The 26421-nt window shown below is 48.6% G+C and carries 22 protein-coding genes; 3 read left to right on the top strand and 19 right to left on the bottom strand.

Annotation, left to right across the window (positions count from 1 at the left end; all coding sequences use genetic code 11):
* Nucleotide 1 precedes the first annotated feature (1 nt).
* The 16 genes from xrtW to HY282_17600 form a co-directional block, all read right to left on the bottom strand.
* The gene (gene xrtW / locus HY282_17675) at nucleotides 2–1600 is read right to left on the bottom strand and encodes an exosortase W (protein ID MBI3805582.1); all 1599 of its coding nucleotides are present in this window, start codon (nucleotides 1598–1600) and stop codon (nucleotides 2–4) included.
* The gene (nadE, locus tag HY282_17670) at nucleotides 1584–2591 is read right to left on the bottom strand and encodes an NAD(+) synthase (GenBank protein MBI3805581.1); all 1008 of its coding nucleotides are present in this window, start codon (nucleotides 2589–2591) and stop codon (nucleotides 1584–1586) included. The genes xrtW and nadE overlap by 17 nt, the downstream gene beginning before the upstream one ends.
* A 9-nt stretch (nucleotides 2592–2600) precedes the next feature.
* A complete protein-coding gene (locus HY282_17665; protein MBI3805580.1) occupies nucleotides 2601–3827 on the bottom strand; it encodes a polysaccharide pyruvyl transferase family protein in 1227 nt (408 codons plus the stop codon).
* Between the two features lie 107 nt (nucleotides 3828–3934).
* Nucleotides 3935–5506 (bottom strand): AMP-binding protein, encoded by a 1572-nt coding sequence (locus tag HY282_17660; GenBank protein MBI3805579.1) that lies wholly within the window; start codon nucleotides 5504–5506, stop codon nucleotides 3935–3937.
* Nucleotides 5496–5768, bottom strand: coding sequence for an acyl carrier protein (locus HY282_17655; GenBank protein ID MBI3805578.1), 273 nt, complete (start codon nucleotides 5766–5768; stop codon nucleotides 5496–5498). Before HY282_17655 ends, HY282_17660 begins: the two co-directional genes overlap by 11 nt.
* Before the next feature lie 48 nt (nucleotides 5769–5816).
* Nucleotides 5817–7802: an asparagine synthase (glutamine-hydrolyzing) gene (asnB, locus tag HY282_17650; GenBank protein ID MBI3805577.1), complete on the bottom strand. Its 1986-nt coding sequence runs from the start codon at nucleotides 7800–7802 to the stop codon at nucleotides 5817–5819.
* A gap of 49 nt (nucleotides 7803–7851) precedes the next feature.
* Nucleotides 7852–8736: a DUF3473 domain-containing protein gene (locus HY282_17645; GenBank protein ID MBI3805576.1), complete on the bottom strand. Its 885-nt coding sequence runs from the start codon at nucleotides 8734–8736 to the stop codon at nucleotides 7852–7854.
* 38 nt (nucleotides 8737–8774) lie between these two features.
* Complete coding sequence (locus HY282_17640) at nucleotides 8775–10001, bottom strand: hypothetical protein (GenBank protein ID MBI3805575.1); 1227 nt, start codon at nucleotides 9999–10001, stop codon at nucleotides 8775–8777.
* A gap of 46 nt (nucleotides 10002–10047) precedes the next feature.
* Nucleotides 10048–11385, bottom strand: coding sequence for a TIGR03013 family PEP-CTERM/XrtA system glycosyltransferase (locus HY282_17635; protein MBI3805574.1), 1338 nt, complete (start codon nucleotides 11383–11385; stop codon nucleotides 10048–10050).
* Nucleotides 11386–11458: 73 nt separating this feature from the next.
* Nucleotides 11459–12151 (bottom strand): CpsD/CapB family tyrosine-protein kinase, encoded by a 693-nt coding sequence (locus tag HY282_17630; GenBank protein MBI3805573.1) that lies wholly within the window; start codon nucleotides 12149–12151, stop codon nucleotides 11459–11461.
* Nucleotides 12129–13760, bottom strand: coding sequence for a hypothetical protein (locus tag HY282_17625; protein ID MBI3805572.1), 1632 nt, complete (start codon nucleotides 13758–13760; stop codon nucleotides 12129–12131). Before HY282_17625 ends, HY282_17630 begins: the two co-directional genes overlap by 23 nt.
* Before the next feature lie 41 nt (nucleotides 13761–13801).
* Nucleotides 13802–14425: a polysaccharide biosynthesis/export family protein gene (locus tag HY282_17620; protein MBI3805571.1), complete on the bottom strand. Its 624-nt coding sequence runs from the start codon at nucleotides 14423–14425 to the stop codon at nucleotides 13802–13804.
* A 193-nt stretch (nucleotides 14426–14618) separates the two neighbouring features.
* Nucleotides 14619–14924, bottom strand: coding sequence for a PilZ domain-containing protein (locus HY282_17615; GenBank protein MBI3805570.1), 306 nt, complete (start codon nucleotides 14922–14924; stop codon nucleotides 14619–14621).
* A gap of 442 nt (nucleotides 14925–15366) precedes the next feature.
* Nucleotides 15367–16467 (bottom strand): helix-turn-helix transcriptional regulator, encoded by a 1101-nt coding sequence (locus tag HY282_17610; protein MBI3805569.1) that lies wholly within the window; start codon nucleotides 16465–16467, stop codon nucleotides 15367–15369.
* 252 nt (nucleotides 16468–16719) lie between these two features.
* The gene (locus HY282_17605; GenBank protein MBI3805568.1) at nucleotides 16720–18996 is read right to left on the bottom strand and encodes a tetratricopeptide repeat protein; all 2277 of its coding nucleotides are present in this window, start codon (nucleotides 18994–18996) and stop codon (nucleotides 16720–16722) included.
* 118 nt (nucleotides 18997–19114) lie between these two features.
* Nucleotides 19115–20395 (bottom strand): FAD-dependent monooxygenase, encoded by a 1281-nt coding sequence (locus HY282_17600; protein MBI3805567.1) that lies wholly within the window; start codon nucleotides 20393–20395, stop codon nucleotides 19115–19117.
* A gap of 139 nt (nucleotides 20396–20534) precedes the next feature.
* Between HY282_17600 and HY282_17595 the strand changes: the two genes are divergently transcribed.
* Both HY282_17595 and yrfG read left to right on the top strand, forming a co-directional pair.
* A complete protein-coding gene (locus tag HY282_17595; protein ID MBI3805566.1) occupies nucleotides 20535–21341 on the top strand; it encodes an iron-containing redox enzyme family protein in 807 nt (268 codons plus the stop codon).
* Nucleotides 21342–21351: 10 nt separating this feature from the next.
* The gene (gene yrfG, locus HY282_17590) at nucleotides 21352–22011 is read left to right on the top strand and encodes a GMP/IMP nucleotidase (protein ID MBI3805565.1); all 660 of its coding nucleotides are present in this window, start codon (nucleotides 21352–21354) and stop codon (nucleotides 22009–22011) included.
* A gap of 4 nt (nucleotides 22012–22015) precedes the next feature.
* Here yrfG and HY282_17585 read toward each other — a convergent pair whose 3' ends face one another.
* Both HY282_17585 and ligD read right to left on the bottom strand, forming a co-directional pair.
* Nucleotides 22016–22819 (bottom strand): Ku protein, encoded by an 804-nt coding sequence (locus HY282_17585; GenBank protein MBI3805564.1) that lies wholly within the window; start codon nucleotides 22817–22819, stop codon nucleotides 22016–22018.
* A 14-nt stretch (nucleotides 22820–22833) separates the two neighbouring features.
* Nucleotides 22834–25311, bottom strand: coding sequence for a DNA ligase D (ligD, locus tag HY282_17580; protein ID MBI3805563.1), 2478 nt, complete (start codon nucleotides 25309–25311; stop codon nucleotides 22834–22836).
* Nucleotides 25312–25591: 280 nt separating this feature from the next.
* On the opposite strand from ligD, the gene HY282_17575 reads away from it, so the two are divergent.
* Entirely contained in the window at nucleotides 25592–26074 is a 483-nt protein-coding gene (locus tag HY282_17575; GenBank protein MBI3805562.1) for a hypothetical protein, read from the top strand.
* 16 nt (nucleotides 26075–26090) lie between these two features.
* Here the strand turns inward: HY282_17575 and HY282_17570 are convergent, their stop codons facing one another.
* Entirely contained in the window at nucleotides 26091–26321 is a 231-nt protein-coding gene (locus HY282_17570; protein ID MBI3805561.1) for a hypothetical protein, read from the bottom strand.
* Nucleotides 26322–26421 lie beyond the last annotated feature (100 nt).

Here is a 26421-nt window from a genome sequence, read left to right as displayed (position 1 = left end):
CTTAATCCTTTGGAAAATAGTGAGTCAATTCCGGATAAATTTCTGAACCCAACTGGTTTATCGCAGGAGTGTGGTCCATATCATCGGTGAAAGGAAGATTTATTGAAAGAAGAACGATCGCCCCATTGCTCCGCCGGTGAATCAGCGTATCCCACATTGTATAGAGCTTGGCACGGTATCGATCTGTCACCACTTTGCCGTTGAGGTCATACCAAAATAAAACAAGCTTGCGGCGATCTGCCTCTTGAAGAATTTGCTTATTAACATGGATGATCTCGTGACCCGCATTGACCTCCACCTCCGACATGCCTTGGAAAAGCCGATCCGTTTTGTAACTAATCAGTTTCTTTCCTTGATCTTCTATATCAAAATATCCAATGTAAAGATGAACCTCTTCCCCTGATACATTGCGATAGACTCGCGAAAGGGTCTGTTTCGCTTCAAGCTGGTTGAGAAAACCCGGACTTGGCTCCGCATCTCTCCCCCTCCATTCTCCAATTTCATAGGGGAAAAACTTGAGCTCTTTCTTGAGAGGCACTCCCGCCGGACGGTAAAAATGAACATAGCTCCCGGCGAGGAGCAATGCGAAAGCAAGCGAAATAACCACAGCCGAAACGACCGGTCTGTCCGACGCAGGTTGAAAAACCTCTCCTGAGTCCTGCCCACCCTCTCGATGTGTACCAGACGGTGGAATTGGAGACAAAGCCCAAACCCCTCCGAAGATCGCTGCATAACCGATCACTGAAACAAACATTCCTTGCAGGATATGCAATGGACCATGGATATCCCCCTCTCCGCTTAACCCATAGTATGAGAGAGTTCCAATGAGCGCCACACGGATACCATTCGCCAGGATGGCGATCGACACGGCCATTCCAACCAAAACGGTCCTTCTGATCCATCCTTTTAGAGAGAGATAGGCAATCGGAATTCCAACCGCGATTACAGCAATCAGGTAATTTACTCCACTGCACGCTTTCGCTACTTCTAAGGTCACATTCGGCAATTCTATAAAGACCCCTTGCCGGTATGCCGGAAGTCCGACGGCCTGCATTAACGTTAACCCGATCGTTGATGAGAAAAGTTGAAAGGGGAAATGAAGCCGATCGGTAATGAAGTCCCAAATAGGAACCATGAATAGGAGATAAGAGATCGGGAATAATAAAACCTTTAGATATCTCCTTCCGAGAACCAGGAGAACTCCTCCAGTTAATGTAACGATTAATGAAAGTTCCTGAATGAGGAGAACTTTTGCTGCATGGCCTAAAATCAGCAGTAAGAAGCCGGCACCCAGAACCGTGATTCCACCCCAGAAATCCGAGGCAACCTCAATACATTTTAACCGCTCCCAGCGAGCCCAGATCAAATAGAGACTGATTACAGGGATTAAAAAGCCATATGAATACATGTCATTGTTCCACCACTGGCTGATCATGAATTTGAGCACGCCGGCATAACAAAAGAAAAATGCAGCGGTCAAAATCAGGCCCGAGGTCAATGCCGGCCGATTGATCTGCCAGTAGTTTCTTACTCGAGTGTTCAGAATAGATTCCCCAGTGGATCGCATCATTACGATTGCCGATTTAAGAAGAAACCTCATCAACTCCTTCTATCAGAAGGGGTTTCAGGTGAAGATATCGCGTCGCGCTTCGTTTGGAGTCAATGTCTCGATAGACACGCTCGACCTGCTCCGTTTTTAGCCCGACAGCGGGCGCCACGGCTTCACAGGGGATGCCACGGTTTTTCCCATACAAGCAAAGATCCATTTTGTCGTAAGGAAGTGAGAAATAAAATTCCTCCTGAGATTGCTGTAATGAATAAGTATCGGTCGTAGGAGGGCGTTTCTGAATTTCTTCGTGAACACCGAGATGGGCGGCCAACTGATAAACTTGTGTTTTATAGAGATGGGCAATCGGTTTCAAATCGGCAGCGCCATCTCCATTCTTAACGAAAAATCCTTGGTCATACTCCAGGCGATTAGGGGTTCCCGCCACGGCATATTGGAGTCGGTCAGCATGGTAATATTCGATCATTTTACGAGTCCGCTGCTTAAAGTTCGTAGCAGCGACGATTCCTAAATAAGCCTCCGCCGTCAGCCTGGCCTTGGTTTGAGCACCCGCGGGAGACTCAACCACAACGGAGAAAAGGGCGTAACTCCCTCCCTCTAACACGTTGGGGAGAACGATTTTGCACTTGTATTCCGGGCCGTATTCTGGAAGGACGCTCCGAATCGCCTCGTCTCGACGAGTATAACAGCCGGATGCTTTCAGAATGGGAGCGATATCCTCCAATACAGTTTTGATTCCAAGCGAATCAGCGACCGCCTGCCCCAATCGTAAGCTGTCGTCGGAAGAGTCGCTCTCCGGCATAAAAAGACCCAAAACGCGATCCTTTCCCAGGGCCCGAACAGCGAGGGTCGCCACAACACTGCTGTCGATTCCACCCGAAAGACCGACCACAATCCCTTTCCGGCGAAGACGCTTAAAGACCAATTCCCGAACACCTGCTTCGATCTGCTGCGCCTCTTTGAGCGGATCAATTTTTAGGACCTCTGATGAGAATGAAAGCGACATTCCTTTACGCTCCATCATGGATAGTTATTACATGGATATCATGGAAGTGAGCTTCAAAATCGCTTCCTGATCTATAAGTAAATCAAGCAGTGCAGAGCTTGCTTCTGCGTCCAAAAGCGGGGTGATAAGGAGTATAATTTTTGAAGAGAGGATTTTAATGGTACTTTCCCAGAGCTTCTTCTTATATTTGGCAACGACCGAGTAGAGATGGCTTCGATAGGTCCGGCAATGGTTATAAATTTCTTCCACCTTTGACACCGAATCCATTAGATTAAGCTGATCCGTTCTCATACACCACGCTTCCATTCCCACGCTTTTTGCAAAATCGAGACATTTCGGCCGATATTCGAGTGTAACAAAAGGGGTGTAGGTACAAGCCGCAGCGACACAAGAATGTAATTTCTCGCCGAGGAAGACATCGACTTTTTCGAAGTATTTCAATGCATCCTCAGTGGAATGAAGATAAGCCTCGAATACCTCAATGGGTTCGTCTGGGTTATACCGTCGAATCACCTCTCGGATGAACCGGGTATCTTCCGGGAAAACGCTGAAAAAGGATATTTCCCATCCCTTTTCCCTAAAATATTTGCAGAGATCTGAAAAGAAGACGATCACATTTTCGTCGCTCTTTCCCCACAATACATTTCTCGTCACCCCACAATTAAGACCAAGCCTTTTCTGAGGCTCTTCTGTTGAAGGGTGCTCGATTCCATAGACTAATACAGGATCACCAATAACTTTAACGTCGGGAATCCCCCAACTGGACAGGATTTCCTGGGACGAAGGGCCCCGAACCCCGACGAATGAAGCATCTTTTAGAATTCCCTTCCAGAACTCGGAACTGTCCTGCCACACATCTCGGCGCCCCATCCAAAAATCCGGGTTTGCCACACCCGTCCCAAATACCAGGATCTCTTTGTTCCGCCGGACGGCATTCTGGAGATTTCCCAAGAACCGCCACTTGCTCCGGTTGATAAGCGTCCCTCCCCCGATCATGAAGTCTGAAAAACAATATTCCTTAACGTGGTCCGAGAGCAGAAGCCGATCTACACCGTCCGAATTAAAAATGGTACGATGTTCCCAAAAAAGAGATTGTATTCCGGAGAAAACGGCCTCATCCCCAAAGTTCTGATGGCCTAGCCAGCCACCATATAAAATATTATTGCGGGAACGCCGGATTAAATGAGAAAAATATTGGAAATTGATGAGGGTAGATTTAACTTTATTAGATGTTTTTATCGTCTGATATAACATGGGCTATATCCTTATAAAAAACAAAGATCTGATCTAAAATTACCAATACGAATTGAGGCTTAAAGTTATACACTCTATGCGCTTTTGCGCCCGATCATAATAACGTCTCATTCCCCTTTTCCTTTGGCAATGCTCAGTTCTCGCTTACTAATCTTTCCGGTTCCGGTTTTAGGCAGCAGCGCCTCTCTAAACTCAATGAATTTGGGTATCATGAAATCTTCAAGATTCGCCCTACAGTGGCGTAATATATCCTGCTCCGTCACAACAGCGTCCTTTGACAATACAATCACCGCCTTAATCGCCTGACCCAAAACCGGGTCCTCAACGCCGATGATGGCGACTTCGGCGACTTGCGGCAGACTGTAAACAACCGCCTCGATTTCTTTAGGGCTTACTTTCTCTCCACGCGTTTTGATGATATCGTCTTTACGTCCGATAAAATAAAGATATCCTTCCTCATCTGTCTTGAACAGATCGCCCGAATAGAGAACCTTTTCGCCCGGGAGCGGCCCTGGTTTTAAAGCACGGTCGGTATCTTCCGGACGCTCCCAGTATCCCTTCATAACATGCGCCCCCCGAATCACAAGCTCACCGATTTCTCCCGGCGCCACCCGTTCTCCGCGGTCATTCACAATATAAACCTCCGTATTGGGAATCGCCTTCCCAACGGAGGTCGGCCGTTTGTCCAGCTGATCGGGATGAAGATAAGCCACCCGTTTACACTCCGTCAGACCATACATTGAATAAATCCGGGTTGTTGGAAAGAGCTCACGGAGCCTTCTGATATGCGCAGGAGGAAGCGCGGCGGCAGTATTCGTCATATAGCGCAGCTTCGGGAAACGTCCTGGAGTCAATCCCTTCATTTGTAGAAGAATCGCCACCATGGTTGGAACAATCGGAAATCCGGTTACCCTTTCCTCAGAGAGCTTTTCGAGGATGACGATAGGATAGGCAAATGATTTTTCTAATATCACCGTCGCTCCGATTTTAAACGCCATCAAAACCTGATACAATCCATAGTCGAAAGAAAGTGGAAGAACACTGAGGATAATGTCATCAGCGGTATTTTCCAGATATTGTGTAATTGACGTCGCGGCAGTAATCATGTTGAGGTGGGTCATCATGACCCCTTTTGGAAATCCTGTCGAGCCGGAGGTGTATATAATCGTTGCAAGATCGATATTAATGGCGTTCTTAATCGGGCGTTGATCAGCTATTCCGGTTAATGCGGTTAATATTTTTCCCCAATCTAATCGTTTTATATGGGAAGTCGGTGTCTCAGACCTTTCAGATCCGATCAATATAGTGAAAGAGAGAGAATTGACCTGACTCTCAATGGCAGAAACAACCGGTTCCATTTTGGTGTGCGAAATGATTGCAACGGCCCTACAGTCGTTTAAAATATAGGCAAGCTTATCTGCCTTCGTGCTCGGGTTAATTACCAGAAAAACACCACCCATCTTCAGAACTGCAAAGATCGAAATCACGGCCTCGGCCGAATTTTCCAGAAAAATAGCGACACGGTCGCCGCGCCGTACCCCTTCCATCATTAGGACCTGTGCCAGCCTGTTGCTGAGTTGGTCCAGATCCGCATAGGTATACCGTTTGCCTTCAGAGACAAGCGCTACCTTCTGCGGCAGGCGGAGGGCCGACTGCTCTAGAAATTCTTCAAGCTGCATGAGGATCTCCACTCCGCTTCTTTTGGACATAACGGGTCAGGTTTGCGATGGAGTCAAAATTCTCCGGAACAATCTCTTCATCGTTCACAGCAATCTCAAATTCCGTTTCAACGTAAGAAATCAGCTCTAAAACGCCTGTCGAATCGACAATCCCTTTTTCCGATAAGGAATCATCATCCTTCAGTACCGCCGTTTTTTCTCCATAGAGAAAATTTTCAATAATAAAATGGCGTAATGCCTGATCGATCAATTGTTCTGCCAAGACAGCTCTCCCTTAAATAGGATTGATAAACTCGCCTATAAATTTCTCTTAAATTGAATGGATATTGCCCATAAGGGGGGCCGGCTTTATATACTCCGTCTTTTTTCTCACAAACTGCTGATGTAAGAGCTGCACCGAGAGTGATCCGACCAGTGCCATGCTATCCCGCATCCCAAGCGTCTCCTGCCGACGGCACTTGGAGAGGAGTGTTTGGATCGGTCGAGATGTAAAAATACCGGCCTCCGTCAGTACGTCCGGCGAGAGCGACTCCTCTACATAATCGAGTGCTTTTCCTCCCGGGAAGAGCGAGGCATGGTCCGGTGCACGGTATGGCTGCTTCACCCGATCAACGATGCTCTCGGGCAGAAGATCTCGGGCTCCCTCTCTCAAAATATGCTTCTCTCTCAAACGCCGCAGCTTCAGATGAGGCGGGATCGTGGCGGCAAATTCAATCACACGGTGATCTAAGAAGGGGAAACGGCCCTCTACCGAGTGGGCCATTGCCATTCGATCTCCCTGAGAAGAAAGAATATATCCCGGAAGAAGATAGGACGACTCTAAGTACTGAGCCTGAGAGAGGGGATGCCACTTCTCAAACTCCGAAGGAAGCTGCTCGCGCAATTCAGCGACTGGATCATATTCTTTGAGCCGCTCCCGCATGGTCTCTCCATAGAGAGACTTTAAGGGTCCGGCTACCTGCCAGCGGGGTCGGTGGGAATAGAATGGATCGTCCGTCTTTTCAAGCCCTTGCCCGAAAAAAGAATTTAAATATGAGGCGGCTTGACCCTGCATTCCGGACAGATAGGGATAGAGACGCCGCAGCAAAAGCGGTCTCCATTTTGAATGGGGCGCCTGCGCCCAGAACCGCCGCACCTTCGCTTCTTTAAAGATATCATACCCGGCGAGAACTTCATCCGCCCCTTCCCCTGTTAATACAACTTTAATTCCTTCCTGTCTCACGCCGCGCGCAAGGAGCATCATCGGTACTGGAGCCATCCGAATGACCGGTCGCTCCGTATGCCAGATGGCATCGGGAAAAGACCGCCCAATCTCTTCACTTCGACAAAGAAACGCATGGTGTTCAGTGCCGAGATGGCGAACCATCGTTGATTGGAAAGTAGTCTCATCAAACTCCTGGGCCTCGAAGCCGATTGAGAACGTCTTTAATCGCTCGTGAATTCGTCGGCGACAAAGGGCCGTAATGATCGAGGAATCAAGCCCCCCACTGAGATATGCCCCTACCGGAACATCGGCACGCAGACGGATCTGAACGGCATCGTCAAGGAGGCCCATCAGCTGCTCCATATACCATTTGTCGGGATTGGAAGAGCGCGCCTGAAACTTTGCTTCACAAGAGGGGAATTCCAATTTCCAATAACGATTGAACCGTATTCCCCGCTCGGTTATTGTCATTGTATGGCCGGGGGGCAGTTCGTTAATACCGAGAAACCCGGTTCTCGGCGGAATGGGAGACCAAAATGTAAAGATCTGATCGATTGCAAACGGGTCAATTTCTCTCGGAAGAGTCGACCCTTCAAAAAGCGCTTTGATTTCGGAACCGAAGAGAAGAGCTCCGCCGTGCTCGGCATAGAATAGCGGGCGAACTCCCATCCGATCCCTCGCCAATAGAAGTTCCTTGCGCCGGCCGTCCCAGAGAGCGAAGGCGAACTGACCATTAAATCCCTTTACACAATTCTCTCCCGCTTCCTCATAGGCATGGACGATGACCTCCGTGTCCGAGTGGGTTTTAAAGGTATGTCCCTTTTGAATCAATGCCGATCGAAGCTCGGGATAATTATAAATTTCTCCATTAAATACGACCCAAATCGTGCCATCCTCATTGGACATGGGCTGATGTCCACCGGAAAGGTCAACGATACTGAGCCTCGTATGCCCCAGTCCAAGATCTCCAGAGAGATATATCCCTGAGTCATCCGGACCCCGATGATGAAGCATTTCCACCATCCGGCTCAACAGCATCGGATTAACGGGGGCCTTTGATTTAAAATTCCAAATTCCGGCGATACCGCACATTTATCCTCTTTACCTGACCTCGGGGTCAGTGGAAAACGACTGTCACAGTTTAGTGTTGAATACTCTTTTCCATTTCGGGAGCGACAGGTCGGCCATCCCGTTCAATCTCCAGCTTGAGCTGCTGTAAGGGGACGAAGCGAAAGTCGAGAAGAAGCTGCCTCAGACGGGACTCCATTTTGTGGAGGTTCAAATAATGCCGAAACTTTGAAAGTCGGCCTCCGTTGATCCGTGGCTGACCGGGGTCAATTTCCCACGGGTGCAAATAGACAACGGCCGGCGCGTTTTCCCGCTCGTTAATTCTCTGAATGCCCCACTGAATAAACCGGTAAGGGAACAGGCGGAAATATCCACCTCCGGCAACCGGAACATTTCGTCCCAGAAGCCGGACCGTTGATAATGGAAACTCCAGAAGCTTACGACCCTCCGAGAGCATATGATAATAAGGAAAGCGGGATGCATTGGGGATTCCATAGCGGTCATGATGAATCGGAAAAATACTGGAGTCGTATTGAAATCCTAACTCCTGTAAAGTATCAATAGCCCAAAGAGTTTCCTCAATAATAGAATAGCTGGCCGCCCGATAGCCGACGATAGGCACACCGCATAGGTCTTCCAAAATCCCTTTAGCTCGTTTTGTATCCTCCCAAAATTCCTCTCTGCCCATTGAATAGACAAGGCGGTGTTGATAGCCATGCGACGCAACTTCATGTCCCTCTTTCTGAATGGCCAAGACAATCTCCGGATAGCGTTCCGCGATCCAACCCAATACAAAAAAAGTAGCCTTTACCCGATGAAAATGGAGCATTTCAAGAAGGCGCCATGTATTTCCAATCACGCGACTCTCATAATTTGGCCATTGATCAAACCGGACATGAGATTCAAAACCAGAGACCTGATAATAATCCTCTACATCAATTGTCAGTGCATTTAACATGACTTCTTTCTCTTTGACCCTGTTTCGCGTTTCCATCTTCATTGCATGATCCTCAACGGGAGCGCCGTGGCAGTTAGATTAACCATTATTAGATTTCTGTGGGCATCCTGAATGGTCATCCCTCCGTCCGTTCGCTGGTTCAAATAGGAATAATTCACCCCTCCACTCAGCCAAGAAAGGAAACTTATTTGGATTCCAGCCCCGAACTCCTGAGTGGAGATCTTCACAGCGGGCCCAGAAAGGGCTTCATTAACACCATAGCCCAGACGAAGTGTGGCAGAGGCGGACCTGCTTAAAGTTTGTATGACCTGTCCTACTAGATTTTGGCTGAGGGTGGCCGTCGTGGTAACCCCGCCTCCCGTTCCAATCCCACGGATATATTGAAACGAGAGCGTCCTAAAAGGACCGGTCTCCCCAACTTCCGCACTCAAAGTCCACTGAGTCTCTCCTCCCGGAATAACCGCAACACCCGTCCCAACGCTCGCTGTGAACGTCGGGCTGATTTGATAACGGTCACTGAGATGAAAATTGTGAACGGCGACTGAATCGGCCTTCTCATAATTGGTTACGGAAGCATCATAGGAGGCTATCCATTGCATGCGCCGAGACACCTGATAAACTCCGTTTATCCCCCCTTGGTGGACGATATAATCCTCGAGGGTTCCTCCCCGGTATTGATTGGTCAAGTAAGAATAGGAAAGTGCCGTGCTGAATAGAGAGGTCCAACCATAGCCGAGGGTAACCCCTGCTCGGTTTCTAAAAGTATCCGTTCGTCCAACCTGAATACCCTGATTCGCTTCCACCGGTAAAGGGCCGCTCCTCCCGAAAGAGAAGGCGGGAAGCTCCGGAACATAAGCAACACTCTCCGTGATGTGTAGATCGAGTCCCCTGATCTCCGAAATGGACGGCATTACGATGTCCATTGAGAGAGTTTGGCCATATCGGTTCTCTTCCGGATGGCGTATATTGAACTCGGCATTTCCCTGGTACCTAGCGGACATATTTAAGTTTCTATTTTCAGCAGACAATGTCAACTGAGGACCTACTGTTGTTGTGAAATCACCTTCGCGATTGGCCTCAATTTCGGTGAAGAAAAAATTATCTGTATATCTTTCCGAAAGGGCCATAGAAGGTGTTAAAGTAACGAATCCTTGTGCACTTTCCTGAAGAACAATGAGGAGGAAACAAATTGAGATACCCTCTCGCACCCAGCCCTTGAATTCCCTTGGGAGTAAAATCAGGTATCGGGTATTGCGTCGCCTCAATCCGTTATCCGTCCTTCCGCTCGAAGTCTTTGATACCTACTCCCCTTCATCGCGCTCCTTTGCCTCCTAAAATAACTTGAATGGTCTCCATGACGATGGTTAAATCAAAGAGGGGGGAGAGGTGTTTGATATAATAAAGGTCATATTGAAGCTTTTCTAAAGCGTCTTCTTCGGTCGCGCCATATTGGTATTTGATTTGAGCCCACCCTGTCAGTCCAGGTTTTACAGTAAACCGGAGGTCATAATAAGGAATTTTCTTTCGAAGCTGTTCTACGAAAACCGGCCGCTCTGGACGGGGGCCAACGAAGCTCATTTCCCCTCTCAAAACGTTAATCATCTGTGGAATTTCATCAAGACGGAGTAATCTCATTATTCTTCCCAGCCGCGTCACCCGCGGATCATTTTCGCTGGCCCAGACCGGCCCAGTTTTTATCTCCGCATCTTGGCGCATTGAGCGGAATTTAATCACCATAAACGTCTTTCCTTTTTCCCCTACCCGCTCTTGCTGATAAAGTATGGGTCCCCTCGAATCAAGCTTGATTAAAACTCCAAGAATCAAGAAGATCGGCAACGAAAGGGTTAGACCAACCAGAGCAAGCAGGATATCAAGGGAACGCTTTGCCGCCCGCATAATGCTCATTCGATTAAACCCTTCACTAAAGATCAAGCTGCTCGGCCGTAGGGGCTTAACCAAAATCTTTCCGGAGATTTGTTCGTAAAAAGAGATCCCCTCTACAACTTCCACCCCTTGAACTCGAAGATTGAGGAGCGCCTCAACCGGAAGTTGTCGTCTTCTATCGTTGAGGGCAATGACAACTTTCCATACCCGATGATCAATGAGGAGCCCCCCCAGTCTCTCCCACTCTTCACCCAGCTTATCCGGTGCGTCTAGACTCCACTTAAAGTGGAGCGGTCGATATCCCAGATGACGATTATGTGTCAAGGTCTCCATTAAGAGATTGGCCAACGGACCGGAACCGATGATAAGCACTGAGGTGTCTAAACGATATGCCGCAACCAGCGTCTGATATCCGAGCCGAAGGCCAATGAGCACAACAGGAAAAAGCGCCAGACGAGCCCAGAAACTTCTCCATGACACAACATCAACTGGGGTGAGCATGTAGATCACAGCCAAGATTCCGGCTGCCAGCAGAACTGCCCTTAAATGCTTCACCCAGAACTCCTTTAGAGAGAAGCGAGGGAATGAAGGGTGGAGTTCATTATAATAAAGGGATGCCTGAACGACTAATGGAACGATAATGAAGCTTTCCCAGCCTCCACTTTTCATTGTCGCCCACATTAAAAAAAGGAGAAATAATGCATTTTCCAGAATGAAGTAGAGGGTGTCCCGTATCGGAAGATATCTGTTGAAGATCCGAATCATATCTAAATCCACCTATATAGAGAGTCCAGATGCATCGAATGAGATTTCACGTTTAGTCAATAAGTTCATGAAATTAATACCCGTATTCATAGTACCGAGAGGGCCATTCCATCTTGGCCCGATTCAAAACACTTCCAATTAACTTTGCCGAACCGAGCGATTTAACGGCTTGGGCAAGTACCTGCTCTGGCACCTCTCCCGCCCGAACAACAAGAACAATGCCATCCACCGCTTCAGAGATTAGGCTCATATCGAAAAGTGGAAGAATAGGCGGCGCGTCGATCCAAACGTAATCAAACCAGGCGCGAACCTCCGTCAACACATGTTTGATTTCCTCTGTTGTCCAAATATTGCTCTCTTTACCCCGCCGGCCCATCGGCAAAATCGCTAAATTCTCAATAGGTCCCTTCCTCAAGGCGCTGCCCAACTGAAGTTTTCCTTCGATAACATCAATCAACCCCGGCTCTTGCGCGATACCAAATGCCCTTGCAACCGAGGGATTTTTAAAATCTCCATCCACGATAAGACATCTTCTTCCAAAATCCCTGGCACAGACGACTGCCAAGTTAGCCGACGTGGTGGTTTTTCCTTCCCCTTTAACAGAGCTTGTCAAGGCGATCATCTTTTTCTCCGGCGTACGGCAAAGTTGATCTATCCTGGCAAACAGCATCCGATATCGGTCTGAAGAAAGAGAAATTTGACGAGCAAGGGTTACTAGTTCCTCTCGTCCCTCCTCTTCAAACTCAGGGATAATTCGTTTTGTCATTAGATTTCTCATGGGATTTCTCTCGCTTCGCAGTTGTTTGACTGACATACTTTTCAAATATCTTTAGCTCCTCGTCAAAATCAGGGATTGAAGCCAAGACTCGTACAGATGTAATTCGTTCCACTTCTTCCGCTCTTTTAATAGAATTGTCGAGTTTCTCTCTAAAGAAAGCCAAAGCCAGCCCGATTCCCAATCCAAGGCCGATCCCGGCCAATCCGATCTTCATCGGCTCCGGCTTATATGGTTTTTCAGGAAGATTGGCTGGATCCAAAATCCGGAACTGCTCTCCCTTTTGTCGCTTTTCAAGATTCTCGGAGATCTTTGCATTCAGCTTTTTATCCAGAAGGGCCTGATAATTCTTCTTGGTATTTTCATAATCCCTTTCTAGTATAGCTAATTCCTGTTCGCGTGCCGGCACGTTTTCAACTCGTTTCTCGAAGACATGGATCTGTTTCTGAAGACTTTGTTCTCTATCCTTAAGCGTGGCCATTTCCACATCAACTGTCTGAATCTGCTTCTGAAGCTCTGCAATATGTAAGCGATCCACGTCAAAATTCAATCGCGGTCGGGTCTGAGCCCTGTTGGTCGGCAAATCTCTTGATTCAGTCCCCGGACTAGCGGCCTCGCTCAGTTCAGTCTGCGCAACTTGGTCCTCCAATTCCTGAATCTCCCGCTTAAGCATGATAATGTCAGGATAATTTTCCTTATACTCGGTTTGGAGGTTGGCCAGGTCTGACTTCTTTTGAATTAATTTAAGCATCATCGGAGAGGGAGCTCTTTCCATTTGAGGAAGAGAGAGGCCAGAGGGTAGCGGGGTCTCCTGGTCGATTTCCCCTCGCTTTACCATCTCTTCAACTCGCTGTTTAGTCAGTTCAAGCGTCTTCTCAAGAACCATCCTCCGATCTTGCGCAGCACGTTTGGCGAGTTGTGTTGACATCAAGTCCGACTGCATTCGGTCAAGTGACCGCAGATTCGCTTCCATCTGCTGGGGAAGCTCACCCATATTCACCTGCTTGAACCCGCTGATTTGAGCCTCCTGCCGCTCGAGTGTTTCTTTCAAACTTTTCAGCTCATTATCGAGAAACTCAGTGGTTCCTTCAACCAACTGCTCACGGATCTTCAGGTTCTCTTCGATAAAAAGTGAGGCAAGCTCATTTGTCACATTCATTACCGTTACAGGATCTCTCCCTTGATATGAAAGCGAAAAGGCGTCTATGTTGTTATTTCTTGCAACTGTCGTCTTGACCTCGATATTGCTTCTCATCTGATTGATGATCTCTTCGGTGGTGGTCCTTGATTTATCCGAGTAGAGTCCCAATTTTTGTATAATTTTTTCGAGGAGGGAACGACTCATAATTTGTTGTTGAATCGTCGAGAGACGTCCTTCTACTGAACCGGAGACTGCAGACTTAACATATTCCTCCGGCACCTTTTGCCCCTCAACGAGAATAAAAGTGGTCGACCGATAAAACTTAGGCAGTTTCAAAATTAAAACGACGGAAATAATAATTCCTGCAAACAGAGGCAGAATAATCCAAACTTTCTGTCGCCGCGCCATTCCAAGATAATTAAAGAGCAGTTCCTTCAGATCCAGCCCTGTTTCTTCCATATTCCTTTATAATCCTCTATAATCCTCGTTCGGAAAGTTTATTAGGGAACCAAGATAGTATCGCCTCTTTGCAGGAGGAGATTACCCTCTGTATTCTTCCCTTTAATGATGTCGCTATAGCTGATTCGTATTCGCTCTTCGCCCCCACCCGACCTTCTTAGAAGGAGAATTCCACTTGTGTCGGCATATTGGGTGAATCCGCCGGCTAAAGAGAGGGCTTGAAGCAGCGTCGTTTTACTGCGAAGCTGAAGCTTGCCTGGATGAGCCACCTCACCCAGGACAAATACCGCATAACTATTTACTTCTCTAATAATAACCGACACCTCAGGAGTCTCTTTATATTCTTGCAACCGCTCTTTAATTGAATCGCGCAGCTGAGTCGGTGTAAGACCCGCCGCTTGTAACTCTCCAATAATAGGAAGAGATATTTTTCCATCCGGCCGGACAAAAACTTGTCGTGAAAGCGCATCATTTTTCCATACCAGAATTTCGATTACATCCTCCGCTCCTAAAACAAAGTCTCCCGTGGAAGAGAGCATTGCTTCATGGCTTTCCTGGAGGTCTGCCGTAGAAGAGTGGGGCTTATGCTTTGTTGCGCATCCGCTATTAATAATAAGGGTGAGCCCTAATAAAGTAAAAACCAAATATCGGATTGCCCTGATCACGCTACCTCCAAAATTAATAAAAAATCCCCTCGCCCAATTTGACTCCGGAAGAGGGGATATTGACACAAGTCTTCTGAAATGATATACAAGACTTGTATCTTCCTCTTCGGAGATACCCCCTCCTTATGGGATGCTCAATCCTTACTTAGGAACCGAAAGGGTAGCGATCTGGCCATCGCTACCCTTTTTCTTTCTATAAGAGAAATCTGAGACCGACGCAATATCCTTTTTGTCTTTTGGCTCCTTCAACCCAACAAACCTCTGCCAATGTCGGAGAAACAGCATTCACCCTCGGAACTGGCATACTCACACGGATAATCTGGGATTGGATTAAAGGCGTATCGGTTCTCAGGCAGAACCCTCCGCTGCTGATATTGATCGTTTTTCCGGCATGCACCTTTTCTCTCAAATCCAATCCCGCAGAAGCTTCATAAGTCACCCTCGTCCGAAGCCCATACCTTTCTGTGCCCCTCCGTTCCCGATCGATTTCTTTTACCATGCTCTCTTCCTATATCTATATAAAGTTAATTGTATCCCAAAATAGAATAAAATGGTGCGGTATCTACTTTCCTTAAAACTCTAATTCAAATCGCTAGACATTTAAAAAGGTGATATACATTTTGTATGTCACCTTATAAAGACGCCCATCCAGGAGCATCGGAAGGGTTAATGATATACTTGTACGACACGATTAAGCTTCAGTCAATTTAAGCGATAACTCCTGAAAGATCAATCCCCTCAAAAGAGGGGGGAGACAGTATCTTTGAATTAAAACCATTTTTTAAGACAAGATTGGAATTGAAGATTCCAGCACCTTATCAGACTCTACACACCACTTACCTAGAATAAACCACTCCCCTAAACGTATTTTCATCTTAAGATCTAAGCAAAAACTGTCTGCTTTACAGGTTTTAACGAAGTCCTAAGGTATTTAGAAATAACTAGGAGGCGGGAAGCTGTTGATGAAGAACCTTCGCCACGATGCCAGCACGGGTGGTAACATTCAACTTCTTCATAATCCGTTTGACATGATCTTTTACTGTATATTCACCGATATTCATACACGAAGCCACTTCTTTATTTGTTTTTCCCTCTAAAAGAAGACGCACAACTGCCTGCTCACGTTTTGTCAAGTGAGTTGATTGGACAAATTGATCGATACGGACGCCTTGTGAGACCTTCTCAATTAGGATCATAATGTGCATTGTATCCCGGTTGGCACCCTGTTTTTGTAACAATAACGCCCGAAAAAGGAAAACGACTCCCTCATGAATACAGACCCGATTAGCAGTCGGTATTGCCGATTCTTGTCCATTCTCACCCACTATTTCTTTAAACTGAATAAAAAGTTGATAAATAATCTCAGGAAGAGACTGGTGCTGGGGAAGAGGGGGGGTTTTTAAAGTGAGACCCTCCAGAAGATTCTTTGCATCATGATTCACGTATAGAATCTGTCCATGCTGACTTAAAATGAGAATGCCGGGTTGAGCACGTCGCCGAACCAAAACATGAAGCTCCTCTTCAGTAATGTCTGAAGTGACCTCGGAAATGGAGGCTTGCTGCACCGGATTTTTTTTCAAATAGCTTCCCACAATTGGAGCGACCACCGTTAATGTCTCAAGATCTTTATTTGCAAAGGCACCTTTAAGTCTCTCCCTCCAAAAAACACTATAACCGCGACATTTTTTTTCATTATCAAGAAAGAGAAGGATCAAGGCAAAGTATAGCCGGTTTGGTTTTAGGGTCTTCTGATAAATTGGATGATCGGCAAGTTGAGAGTGGGTCCACCACTCCTCCCCCCTGGTACAGAGAGACCCTCTCTGCAGCAGTTGGCGAATGGATGGAAAAAGGGACGGCGCTGAATGAGTGCCATTCATCTCCGGTGGAGCAACTCCTTTCCATATTTTCTTGGAAAATTTAATTGGCTGCAGCGTATCGGGGTTTATAGGGAAAAACCACCCGGCATGAAAGGGAATCTCGTTCTGAATGGTTGAGAAAACTTCATTAAAAAGAGCATCCAACTCATAGTCTTCGGAGTTCAACTTCCTCAAATGTGCTGAAAGTCGCATTTGAATAGGAACCATCGTATTAACCACTTCAAAATCCCAGGAATATACCTAAATAACATGAACCGCATAAAAAGTCAATTTTTTGACGCTTTTTATATCTCAGTTGCACATACAAGGTATAAGATCAAACGCGATGTGGACCTCTCTTAATAAAAATAATATTCAATAAATTCATATGCTTATAATATTAAAAGACTTTGGACTTAGATTTAGTAAATCTTTTCTTTACAATTCTTTTAGTACTTTTTCCGCCTCATCAGACCCGACAAAAGTTTTTCCTAATTTCAACGATTCAGCGAGTTCCTTCCTCGCAAGGGCCTTTTGCCCATTCTTATAATAGGCCATCCCAAGGTGATAACGAACCACGGGATTCTGAGACAGCTTTTCTACGCTGTCTTCCAGCAAAGAGACCGCTTTGATAAATACATTCTTTTTGTAATATATCCAACCGAGTGTATCGGAAACCGCAGGATCTTCGGGATATTTTTCTTTCGCCATCTGGGCCAATGTCAATGCACGGTCAATATTTCCACCTTGCTCTGCATAAATCCAAGCCAGATTATTTGCTGCCGGGGCGAAATTTGGATCGATTTGGAGTGCTTTTTCATATTCTTTCTGAGCCTGACTGTACTTCTGTTGTGTTTCATAAATAACACCTCGAGTCATATAAATTTGCGCAACGTTCGGATTGACTTTAAGCGCCTCATCTAATTTCTGCAGCCCCTGATCAAACTGTTTGGCCTGGGCATACAGACTCCCTAAGTCAAGGTAAGAGGCAAGGTAGGTCGGATCAAGGTCAATCGCTTTTCGATGGCTCTCCTCCGCCCGCTTATAATCTTTTTTGGATGCATACAATTTTGCCAGAAGGTTATAGAAAACCGGATTCCGAGGCGAGGCATCGATCTGGGCCGTCACCCGCTTGAGCGCTTTATCTCCCTCTCCTTTAGAGAGGTGAATTGCCACAATCTGAGAAAGAGCATCGGGATAGTTAACATTGATCGAAAGCGCCTTCTCAAAGAAAGTCAATGCCTCTTGCTCTTTCTTCTGAGCGCGCCGAATAAGCCCAAGGCGATAGTAGCCGATCGGCTCTTTAGGCGCCAATGTCAAAAACTTTTGATAGGCGCCCTCTCCTTTTTTAACATCGCCCCGAGATACAGCGGCATCTCCGAGAATCAGATAGGCTTTAACAACGGAGGGATCGGATTCAATAATCCGCTCGGCTTCTGAAATCGCCGGGTCGAATGAACGCGACTGCAGAAGGAGTTCCGCCAATGCAAGCCGAGAACGCATGTCTTTGGAATTCTGTTTTATGGCCTCCGAAAATTGCGACTTTGCCTGTTGTAGATCATGATCAGCCATGTGCGCCAAGGCCAAATAGTAATGTCCGGAATAAAGCATCGGCTCGATCTCAATCGCCTTTCTTAGTTGAATCACCGCTTCACCGCTTTTATTCTCTGCGAGAAGAAGACGCCCTTTCAGTAAAAGCCCCTCCGGATCACTTCCATTTTTGGACAAGATCTCATCGATGATCCCGCTTGCTTCATTCTTTTTCCCTTGCGTTAAGTAAAGATCCCCCAGTTTTTTTCGACTGAGCATTCCATCCGGTCGCGCCTCTTTTGCTTGGCGATACGCCTTCTCCGCCCCTTCTGCCTTATGGAAATTCAAATAAAAATCACCTAGTGCAATAAAGGGGTCCGGATCTTTCGAATCGAGGCCGGTCGCCTCTATCAATCGATTCTCTGCTTCTTCAGTCCGCTTTTCGAGCATATAAAAATTGGCCAACGCAAAATAGAGCGATTTACTTTTCGGCGAGATCGAGATGGCTTTCAGATAAAACGATTCCGCTTCTTTCGGCTGATGATTATAGTGATAAAATCGGGCAAGGTTAATGTGACTTTCAACGGATTGGGGATCGAGCAAAAGCGCTTTTTGGAGAAGCGATTCGGCAGACGCCGAATCTTTTTTCAGAAGGTAGAGCCCGGCGAACTCATAATATGTCTGCAGCCGCTTCGGATCGAGATCGAGAATTTTTTGATAGGTTTGTGCCGCTTCATCCAGGCGCCCCTCACGTTGCGCGATTCTCGCCAACACCAACAGCGCATCCGGATTGCCCTGCTTCTTCTGAAGCACCAATTCAGCTTTTTCCTTCGCACTTTTAAGATCACCGGAAGCCAAATAAAGGGTCGCAAGCCGCACCTGCGCCTCAACAAGATCCGGTTTTTTTTGCACCACCTCGCTTAACAGCTTAAAGGCATTCCGTGCGTTGACCAACCCACCCAATTTAAGATAAACCAGTCCCAGCTGGTATTTTGCATCGGTATGTTGCGGATCGATCTGAAGGACATTCTTAAACTCGACAGCCGCCTCGGAATACTTTTCGTGAGCAACGTAGTCGACTCCCCTTTTGTAATGCTTCTCCTTTTTTGCCTCCCCCATGGAACAGGAAGAGAAGACCACCAGTAAGAGGATAAGTGAGAGTCCTTCAGCCGTTAACCGCTTCATCGAGAACATTGGAATTCCTATTTTCTGTAATTTATTCACTCGATTTGAAGGTATCCGAGAAAGCGGTAAATGTCAAATCATACACGGTTTTTCGATAGACGATTCATCCCAAATAGGACTAATACCGCCTGTCGATGGAGGGCGAGAGGGGACCCCACAAATGAAGTGCTCGCCAACGGTCGAAGAGATCAAACGGTCTCTGATGGAGACCTGCGATGTTGGATAGCATTTTGTCATGGAGGTCCCGCTTCTGATGAACAGATTGAAAAATTCGATCGCGTGCCCAAACAGAGGGAGGGAAGCCGCTGTTCCAGAGCCAGGTCATTTCGTCACCAATCCGCTGCAGCCCTTCCACCGTCGAACGGCGCCTCTTTTCATATAAGGCCAAGGCTGCTTTGGAGAAATCTCCTGCTCTAAAACAATCCTCCAGGACCTCGGCGAGAATCACCCCATCCTCCATGGCAGCGTTTCTGCCCTGTGCGACATGGGGGTTCATCGCATGCGCTGCATCCCCGATAAGGGCCGCTCCATTGGCCACCCATCGCTTGCATTGGACGCGAAAACAAGGCATATAAGCGATCTCTTCCCAAGAAGTGACCTTCTTAATCGGTCCCTCGAGGAGAGCGCGAAGGGAAGGGTGAAACGAGAGAATCTCTTCCTTGAAGACGCCGATCCCCCGCTGGCGAAATCCGTCTAACCGATTCGAGGGAATCATGAAGAAAAGATAGAGCTTCTCTTCCGAGACAGGGAAGGCACCAAAAATCTTTCGTTGACCGAGATAGTAGCGCGACTCTCCCCTAAAACCGGAGGGACGATCGACCACCATCGTAAGATATCCATCGACATAGGTATGGAGTTTATGCGGGATCCGAAGCGCTGTACGAACCGCCGAGCGCACCCCGTCTCCCCCCACGACCATGGGCGCAAGAAAACGGCGCAACACGCCTTGATGCTCCGCCACCACCCCTGCAACACCCTCCCGTTCATGAAGGAGTTCTTTGAAGAGAACCCCTCCGAAGAGGGTAATATTGGAGGAAGCCCGGACCCGCTCCAACAGCACCTTCTGGATCACGTCAGGAAGCAATATTAACGAATAATTATAAAGGATAGGAAGCGTCCGATAGTCGACCGTACAAAGGTGCGGTCCGGATGCCTGATAAAAATCGACCCGTTCGTTTCGATAGATATCCGATTCAAGCAGCTTAGAGAGAACACCCAACTGATCGAGAATTCGAAGGCCGTTCGGTTGAACGATCTCTCCTCGAGGGAGTGGGGCTGGATCGACTTGGCGATCAATAACAGCAATCCGGAACCCTTTCTCTGCCAGCGTCAATGCGAGAACCAGTCCGCCGGCCCCGGCGCCCACAAGGACCAGGTCCCATTTTTGGTCTTCTACCATCTCCTTCCTCTTTAGAAAATCATACTCTACTTTAGCCAAATCCTAGCGTCAAGCATCGATTATTGTGAGGTTCGTAAGAAGGCCCGGTAGAATCGATCGGGCTTACACATTGACGATTATCAAAGTTTTGAATACACTGATGCTCGTCTCATTGGCATCCCGATTTGAAGGAGGAGCATTGGCTCGGCACGATCGTTGGACGGAAGAAAACTTTAAAGAACAGCTCTTATCGATCATGGACCAGAAAAACCATTGGGCCTGGAGCGATCTGATCGGTCCCAAAATCACCCGTACGCAACTGAAACTCCATTATCAACAGGAATATGCCGTCTACGTCCGTGACTTTCCCCTTTTTATCGGCCGCATTTATTCGAAAACCCCATCGGCAGAAGCGCGCCGTGCCCTCGCGACCAATTTATATGAGGAGGAAACGGGAGGATTAAGTCTCGGCAAGCCCCATCCGACCCTTTTTTTACGGATGATGGAAGGACTTGGATTTCGCAAGGAGGAGTTTGATCCAATCGCGCTTCTGCCGGAAAGCCGCCGATACCGTCGGTGGCTCGATGAGGTCACCCTTTCTGCAGACTGGATTGAGGGGATTGCCGTAATCACGATCTTCGTTGAAGGAAGTATCCGCGATCGAAAAGAGATCAGTGAAAACCCGCCCGCTCCATCGCCGATTGAAGAGGTCATTCGAAATCATTTCCTCGTCCGACATCATCAGGTCTCCCCCGCCGCGCTGGATCTCATTCGCGCCCACCACCAGGTGGAAAGGGGACACCGAGGCGATGCTTGGGAGATGGTCTTACGGAACACCCCCTCCCGCGCCGCCCGAAAACGGATTTACGATCGGCTTCGTCGGTCATTGGAACTCTGGCTTTCCTATCGCGACGGAATTGCCAAAGCGATAAAAATTCGCCGGAACGATGACCGACACAAACCTTAGAAGGAATCATATGGTTCGATGGAGTGAGATCGATTCCGTCCTGCTGGATATGGATGGAACCCTCCTAGACAAGTATTTCGACGATTACTTCTGGGAAGAGCTGATCCCCGAGAAGTTTGCCGAGCGAAATAAAATGTCGACCGAAGAGGCAAAGCGGCAACTCACCGCCGCCTATCGCGCCCAAGAGCGAACGATCAACTGGACCGACGTTCATTACTGGTCTAAGCGACTGGGGCTCGACGTCGTTCGGCTCAAGGAGGGAATCTGCAGCCGGGTACAAGTACATCCGGGAGTGGAGCCGTTCCTCCAGTTCCTTCGACAGGAGAAGAAAGAAATCGCTTTGGTTACCAACGCCCACCCGAAAACGGTGCAGATCAAGCTGGGTCAGACCAACCTCGGTCCCTACTTTGACACGATTCTCTGCTCCAGCGACATCGGATTACCGAAAGAAGAAGTTCATTTCTGGCGAGGCGCCGAACGGGTCCTTCAATTTAATAAGGAGAGAACCCTCTTTGTAGACGACAATGAAGATGTTCTCTTCGCGGCATACACATTCGGCATCAAACATCTCCTTTTTAAAAGCTATGCCAGCAGCCGTGTCGCGCCGCGCGCATCGAATCAATTTACAGCGCTGGTCGACTTTCAAGAGCTGATCCCACCCAACGACTGACAGCTCACGCAGTCTTCCGCTTTGCTTTCGGCCGTTCGCGGGTCCGGGCCAAACTCGCCTTGAGCGCTTCGGTCAAATCAAGGGTGGGCGCTTTGGTCGGATGGGTCACGGTAATTTCCCTTCCTTCAATCTTGTTATGAATCACCTCCATCAGCTTCTCTCGATAAGTATCGCGATAGGCCTTTGGATCAAACGACACCGACAGCTGCTTCATCAGCTCGATCGCCATATCGAGTTCTTTCGGCTTCAGATCGACCTTCGACGGGATCTCTTTCGATAATGTTTCAACCGTGCGGATCGACTCCGGATAATAGAGAGTCTCCAAACCGATGGCGTCGCCCAGCGGTCGAAGAAGGGCGAGATGCCCTTTCTCTCGAAGCGCCAGCTGGCCGATCGCTGCCTGGCCGGTTTTCTTCATCCCCTCCCGGAGGAGAAGATACGCCTTGGCGCTCGCCTCTTCCGGCACCACGTAATAAGCGCGATCGTAGTAGATCGGATCGACCTCCTGGAAGGTGACAAAGTTAATAATCTCAATCGTCCGGGAAAGCGTTTCATCAGCTTTTTCAAAGTCTGCATCTTCCAAAATAACAAATTGATCCTTGGAATAAGGGTAGGCGCGAACAAGCTCCTCCTGAGAGACTTCCCGGCGGCAATTCGGACAATATTTCTTATACTGAATCCGATTATTACATTCCTTGTGGAGGAGATGAAACTTAATCGGACGGTCCTCCGTCGCGGTGTAGAGTTTCACCGGGATATTGACTAATCCGAAGGTAATCGAGCCTTTCCAAAAAGAACGTGGTGCCATGGTCTCCCCTTTGGTTATATATGATGAAGCCGATTAAGAACCTTTTGAGGATCTTGCGGTGAATCGAGGATCCCCACCCAAAGATCTCCCATTATCTTGACTCGGTCGGCCGCCGTCTCCAGCGTGAAGTCACGCGGATCGATCTTCGGAAGCTCCTCCCAGGCGATCGGAACCGACACGGTCGCCTCCGGCACGGCGCGCGGCGAGTAGATCGACGCAAGCGTCTTTCCCCTGGCATTTTGATTAAAATCGACGAGCACCTTCTCTTCCCGTTTTCTCTTCTGCCAAGCGGTGGTCACCCGCCTCGGATGCTCCGCCTGAATCTGTTCGGCAATGATCCGAGCAAACTGGCGTGTCTGATCATATGTGTATTTTCGAATGATCGGCACAAAACAGTGTAAGCCCGTCTTCCCCGTCGTCTTGAGATAACCGTGCAGACCAAGGCGATCCAGGACCTCCTTGACCCAGAGGGCGACCTCCGCCGCCTGAACGAATCGATCCCAGAGAACCCCTTTCTCCGGTTTGGGAGGGTCGATATCGAAGACGATAAAATCAGGTCGCTCGAACCCCTCCACCCCGGTATCGATCCGACTGTAAGAGGGGTGAAGCTCAATGTTGCCGAGATTGGCAAGCCAGACAAGGGTCGACGCATTGTTGCAGACGACCATCCTCCGCATCGTTTCCTCTTCCGTCTCAATCGTCACCCGCTTCACCCAGGGAGGCGCCTCCTCTTTCCAATCTTTCTGATAAAAGGACGCTCCTTCGATTCCCTCGGGAAACCGAATCAATGTGAGCGGCCGGTCGGCCAAATGAGGGAGGAGGAAGGGAGCGACCTGCACATAGTAATCGATGAGGTGAGCTTTGGTGTAACCGCGCTCCGGCCAGAAGCGGTTTTCGAGGTGGCTCATCTCCAGTCGATTCCCCTCGAACTGAACAGCCACCCGCTCGCCGATCCAGATCGCCTCCTTGCGCTTTTCTTTTTCCTCGGAGGAAATCACTTCCGGCGTGACGCTCTGCTCAAAGCGGCACTCTTCCGGCGTGACGTCATCACGAAGCCCGAGGAAGATCGGCGCGCGAAGGTGGCGGTCGTCGGTCCAGTTGGTAAATTTCACCCGGGCGACCAGCCGCGGCGCCGCCCAGTGGGCGCGGGCGTTGGTTTTCGGACGGGAGTCGAATGGACATCGGTCGATTTCGAGAGAGCATAATGTTGTTTCAACATATCGCAGCATCTCACCGTCAAAACCACTTCCGGTATGGGCGATGTATTTGAGCCTTTTTCCCTCATAGAGTCCGAGCAGGAGTGCGCCGATGGTGTGTGACCTGTTTCCACGCCCTTCGGTCCAACCGGCGACGACACAATCGAGCTCCTGGACGATCTTGACCTTGATCCATTCTCGGCTCCGTCTCCCGGAAATATAGCGGCTCTCCTTTCTCTTTGCGACGATTCCCTCCCCACCCTTTTTCCGGAGCGCATCGAAAAGAGCCATTCCGTCCGGATGGAACGTGCTTAACCGAATCGACGCCGGGAGTGATATGGCGTCGAGAAGTTCCCTTCGATAAAGAAGCGGCGCGTCTGTTAAAGACTTTCCATTGACGTATAAAAGGTCAAAGAGAAGATAAGTCACCGGGATCTGATTGCGCGCGACCTCAATTTCGCGGGGGTCGGTCAAATGGATCCGGTGCTGGAGCCGCTGAAAAGAGGGCTGGCCGTTTTCATCCGGCGCCACGATCTCGCCGTCGAGGATCAGCGAATTGATTGAATCATGTGTGTCCATTAACGCGCGCAGCCCCTCAATGACCTCGGGATAGTGCGACTCAAACCGGGAGAGGTTTCTCCCCCAAAGGTCGATTTGGACTTTGTTCCCTCTCCGAATCAGCCTTGCCACGGCGCGGACGCCGTCCCATTTCTCCTCGAAGAACCAGTCCGACCCGGTAAAAGGGGCATCACCGAGAGCGGCCCGCATCGGAGCGAAAGGAGAAGGGATTCGGTCCTCCCCGCTCGGCAGCGGCGATCCGGTCTTCATGATGAGCCAAGCCTCCTTCTCTCCCTTCCGCTCCGTGCGAACCAACGTGTACTGGCCATGATGCCGACGGCCCGAGAGGGCGAAGGTCAACTTTCCCTTGTTCAAATCGCCGGAGAGAATCCGGTAGGTTCCGAGTTCCCAGAGGACCACCTTCCCGCCGCCATAATTTCCTTCTGGGATGATCCCCTCGAAGTCGATATAGTCGAGCGGATGGTCCTCCGTACGGACGGCCAAACGCCTCTCCTGCTCCGATTCGGGGAGGCCTTTCGGCATCGCCCATGACTTCAGCACCCCCTCCATCTCCAAGCGGAGGTCGTAATGGAGCCGTCTGGCATGGTGCTCTTGAATCGAAAACCGATTCCCTAAAACCGCGCGTTTGCGTTTAGAGGAGACGGCTCCCGAGGGCTCCGGAGTCGCGGAGAAATTTCGCTTTTGTTGGTATGTAAGAAGTGGATTCCGTTTCTTCATTCTAGTTTTATCCTAGAATGAAGAGGGAACGAAGATCAAGTGCCGCGCGGTATATAGTACCAATGGAGTATTTATCTAGGAAGGACTAGGAAAATAAACTAGCAACACAATGGATTGATAAGAAAGGAGATCTTCAGATATAATAGATTAAAATGGAAGAGGTTGAGTCACAGGTTCACACAAATTTTAATCGATGAATCGGGTGCCGAGAACGCATTTTTCTTAGTGATTTAACGGCCGAATCATATATAATGAGCTGGTTGCGTGGCAGGGAGCCTCTTTGGAAAACGAGAAGATTAAAACCAGTATTCGGCAAGCAATTGATTGCGTCCAAGAGTTCGAGGAGCCCTATCGCGCAATCGCTTTTGAGATCCTCTTAAAAGAGCTTCTTCGACAGGGGACAGACCTGGGGGAGAGACCACAACCGCGGTCGAATCTACAACCCACTTCACTTCCCCCGATTAATGAGTTCTTTTCGGCAGTACATCCGAGGGCCTATACCGACGCCGTCGTAACGATTGCTTACCATCTCCTCCATGGCGAGAAACTGCCGCTTTTTACCATCCAGGATATCGCCGACCGTCTCGCCAAGTGCCGCGCAGAAAAACCGAAGAACCTCTCCGATGTTTTGGCCGGCTGCGCTCGAAACGGTTGGCTCGCGGAGGGAAATCAAAAACAAGGGGGGATGAAGACCTGGTATCTGACTGCAACCGGCGAGAAATATTTTCAAGCCAAACTCAGGCCGAGCGTGAATGAAGGGTAAACCCTCCGGCAGAAGATTATCCGTCCAGGAGGCTGAGCAGCTCTTTCTCTAACGTCGGCAGCCACGTTTCGATCGGCTGATCGGCATCAACCGTAATCTCAAACTTTCCGTTCGGGAGTGAGCGAATCCGACCCGGAGATTGGGGTCCGAGCGGAACGACGATCGCCTCGCGCGAAATACCAAGCCGGTCGGTGACACCAAAAATGGCATTCATCTCCTTCATTCCGATAATCTTGGGACGATCCATATCGAATCCTTTCTAATCTATGAATGCGAATGGGATGCAATCAGCGGGAGGGAGTATATCATTGGACGTAACGAATTGCCACTCTGCATAAAGGGAGATA

Source organism: Candidatus Manganitrophaceae bacterium (assembly GCA_016200325.1).
Lineage (GTDB): Bacteria > Nitrospirota > Nitrospiria > SBBL01 > Manganitrophaceae > Manganitrophus.
This window is presented reverse-complemented; position numbering and strand designations above follow the sequence as displayed.

What these genes read in the sequence shown, in the direction of transcription:
- xrtW (MBI3805582.1), bottom strand. Translation starts at nt 1,600, where the DNA reads ATGAGGTTTCTTCTTAAATCGGCAATCGTAATGATGCGATCCACTGGG.
- HY282_17645 (MBI3805576.1), bottom strand. Translation starts at nt 8,736, where the DNA reads ATGTTAAATGCACTGACAATTGATGTAGAGGATTATTATCAGGTCTCT.
- HY282_17660 (MBI3805579.1), bottom strand. Translation starts at nt 5,506, where the DNA reads ATGCAGCTTGAAGAATTTCTAGAGCAGTCGGCCCTCCGCCTGCCGCAG.
- HY282_17570 (MBI3805561.1), bottom strand. Translation starts at nt 26,321, where the DNA reads ATGGATCGTCCCAAGATTATCGGAATGAAGGAGATGAATGCCATTTTT.
- HY282_17605 (MBI3805568.1), bottom strand. Translation starts at nt 18,996, where the DNA reads ATGAAGCGGTTAACGGCTGAAGGACTCTCACTTATCCTCTTACTGGTG.
- nadE (MBI3805581.1), bottom strand. Translation starts at nt 2,591, where the DNA reads ATGATGGAGCGTAAAGGAATGTCGCTTTCATTCTCATCAGAGGTCCTA.
- HY282_17595 (MBI3805566.1), top strand. Translation starts at nt 20,535, where the DNA reads ATGCTCGTCTCATTGGCATCCCGATTTGAAGGAGGAGCATTGGCTCGG.
- HY282_17630 (MBI3805573.1), bottom strand. Translation starts at nt 12,151, where the DNA reads ATGACAAAACGAATTATCCCTGAGTTTGAAGAGGAGGGACGAGAGGAA.
- asnB (MBI3805577.1), bottom strand. Translation starts at nt 7,802, where the DNA reads ATGTGCGGTATCGCCGGAATTTGGAATTTTAAATCAAAGGCCCCCGTT.
- ligD (MBI3805563.1), bottom strand. Translation starts at nt 25,311, where the DNA reads ATGAAGAAACGGAATCCACTTCTTACATACCAACAAAAGCGAAATTTC.
- yrfG (MBI3805565.1), top strand. Translation starts at nt 21,352, where the DNA reads ATGGTTCGATGGAGTGAGATCGATTCCGTCCTGCTGGATATGGATGGA.
- HY282_17585 (MBI3805564.1), bottom strand. Translation starts at nt 22,819, where the DNA reads ATGGCACCACGTTCTTTTTGGAAAGGCTCGATTACCTTCGGATTAGTC.
- HY282_17665 (MBI3805580.1), bottom strand. Translation starts at nt 3,827, where the DNA reads ATGTTATATCAGACGATAAAAACATCTAATAAAGTTAAATCTACCCTC.
- HY282_17625 (MBI3805572.1), bottom strand. Translation starts at nt 13,760, where the DNA reads ATGGAAGAAACAGGGCTGGATCTGAAGGAACTGCTCTTTAATTATCTT.
- HY282_17600 (MBI3805567.1), bottom strand. Translation starts at nt 20,395, where the DNA reads ATGGTAGAAGACCAAAAATGGGACCTGGTCCTTGTGGGCGCCGGGGCC.
- HY282_17635 (MBI3805574.1), bottom strand. Translation starts at nt 11,385, where the DNA reads ATGATTCGGATCTTCAACAGATATCTTCCGATACGGGACACCCTCTAC.
- HY282_17615 (MBI3805570.1), bottom strand. Translation starts at nt 14,924, where the DNA reads ATGGTAAAAGAAATCGATCGGGAACGGAGGGGCACAGAAAGGTATGGG.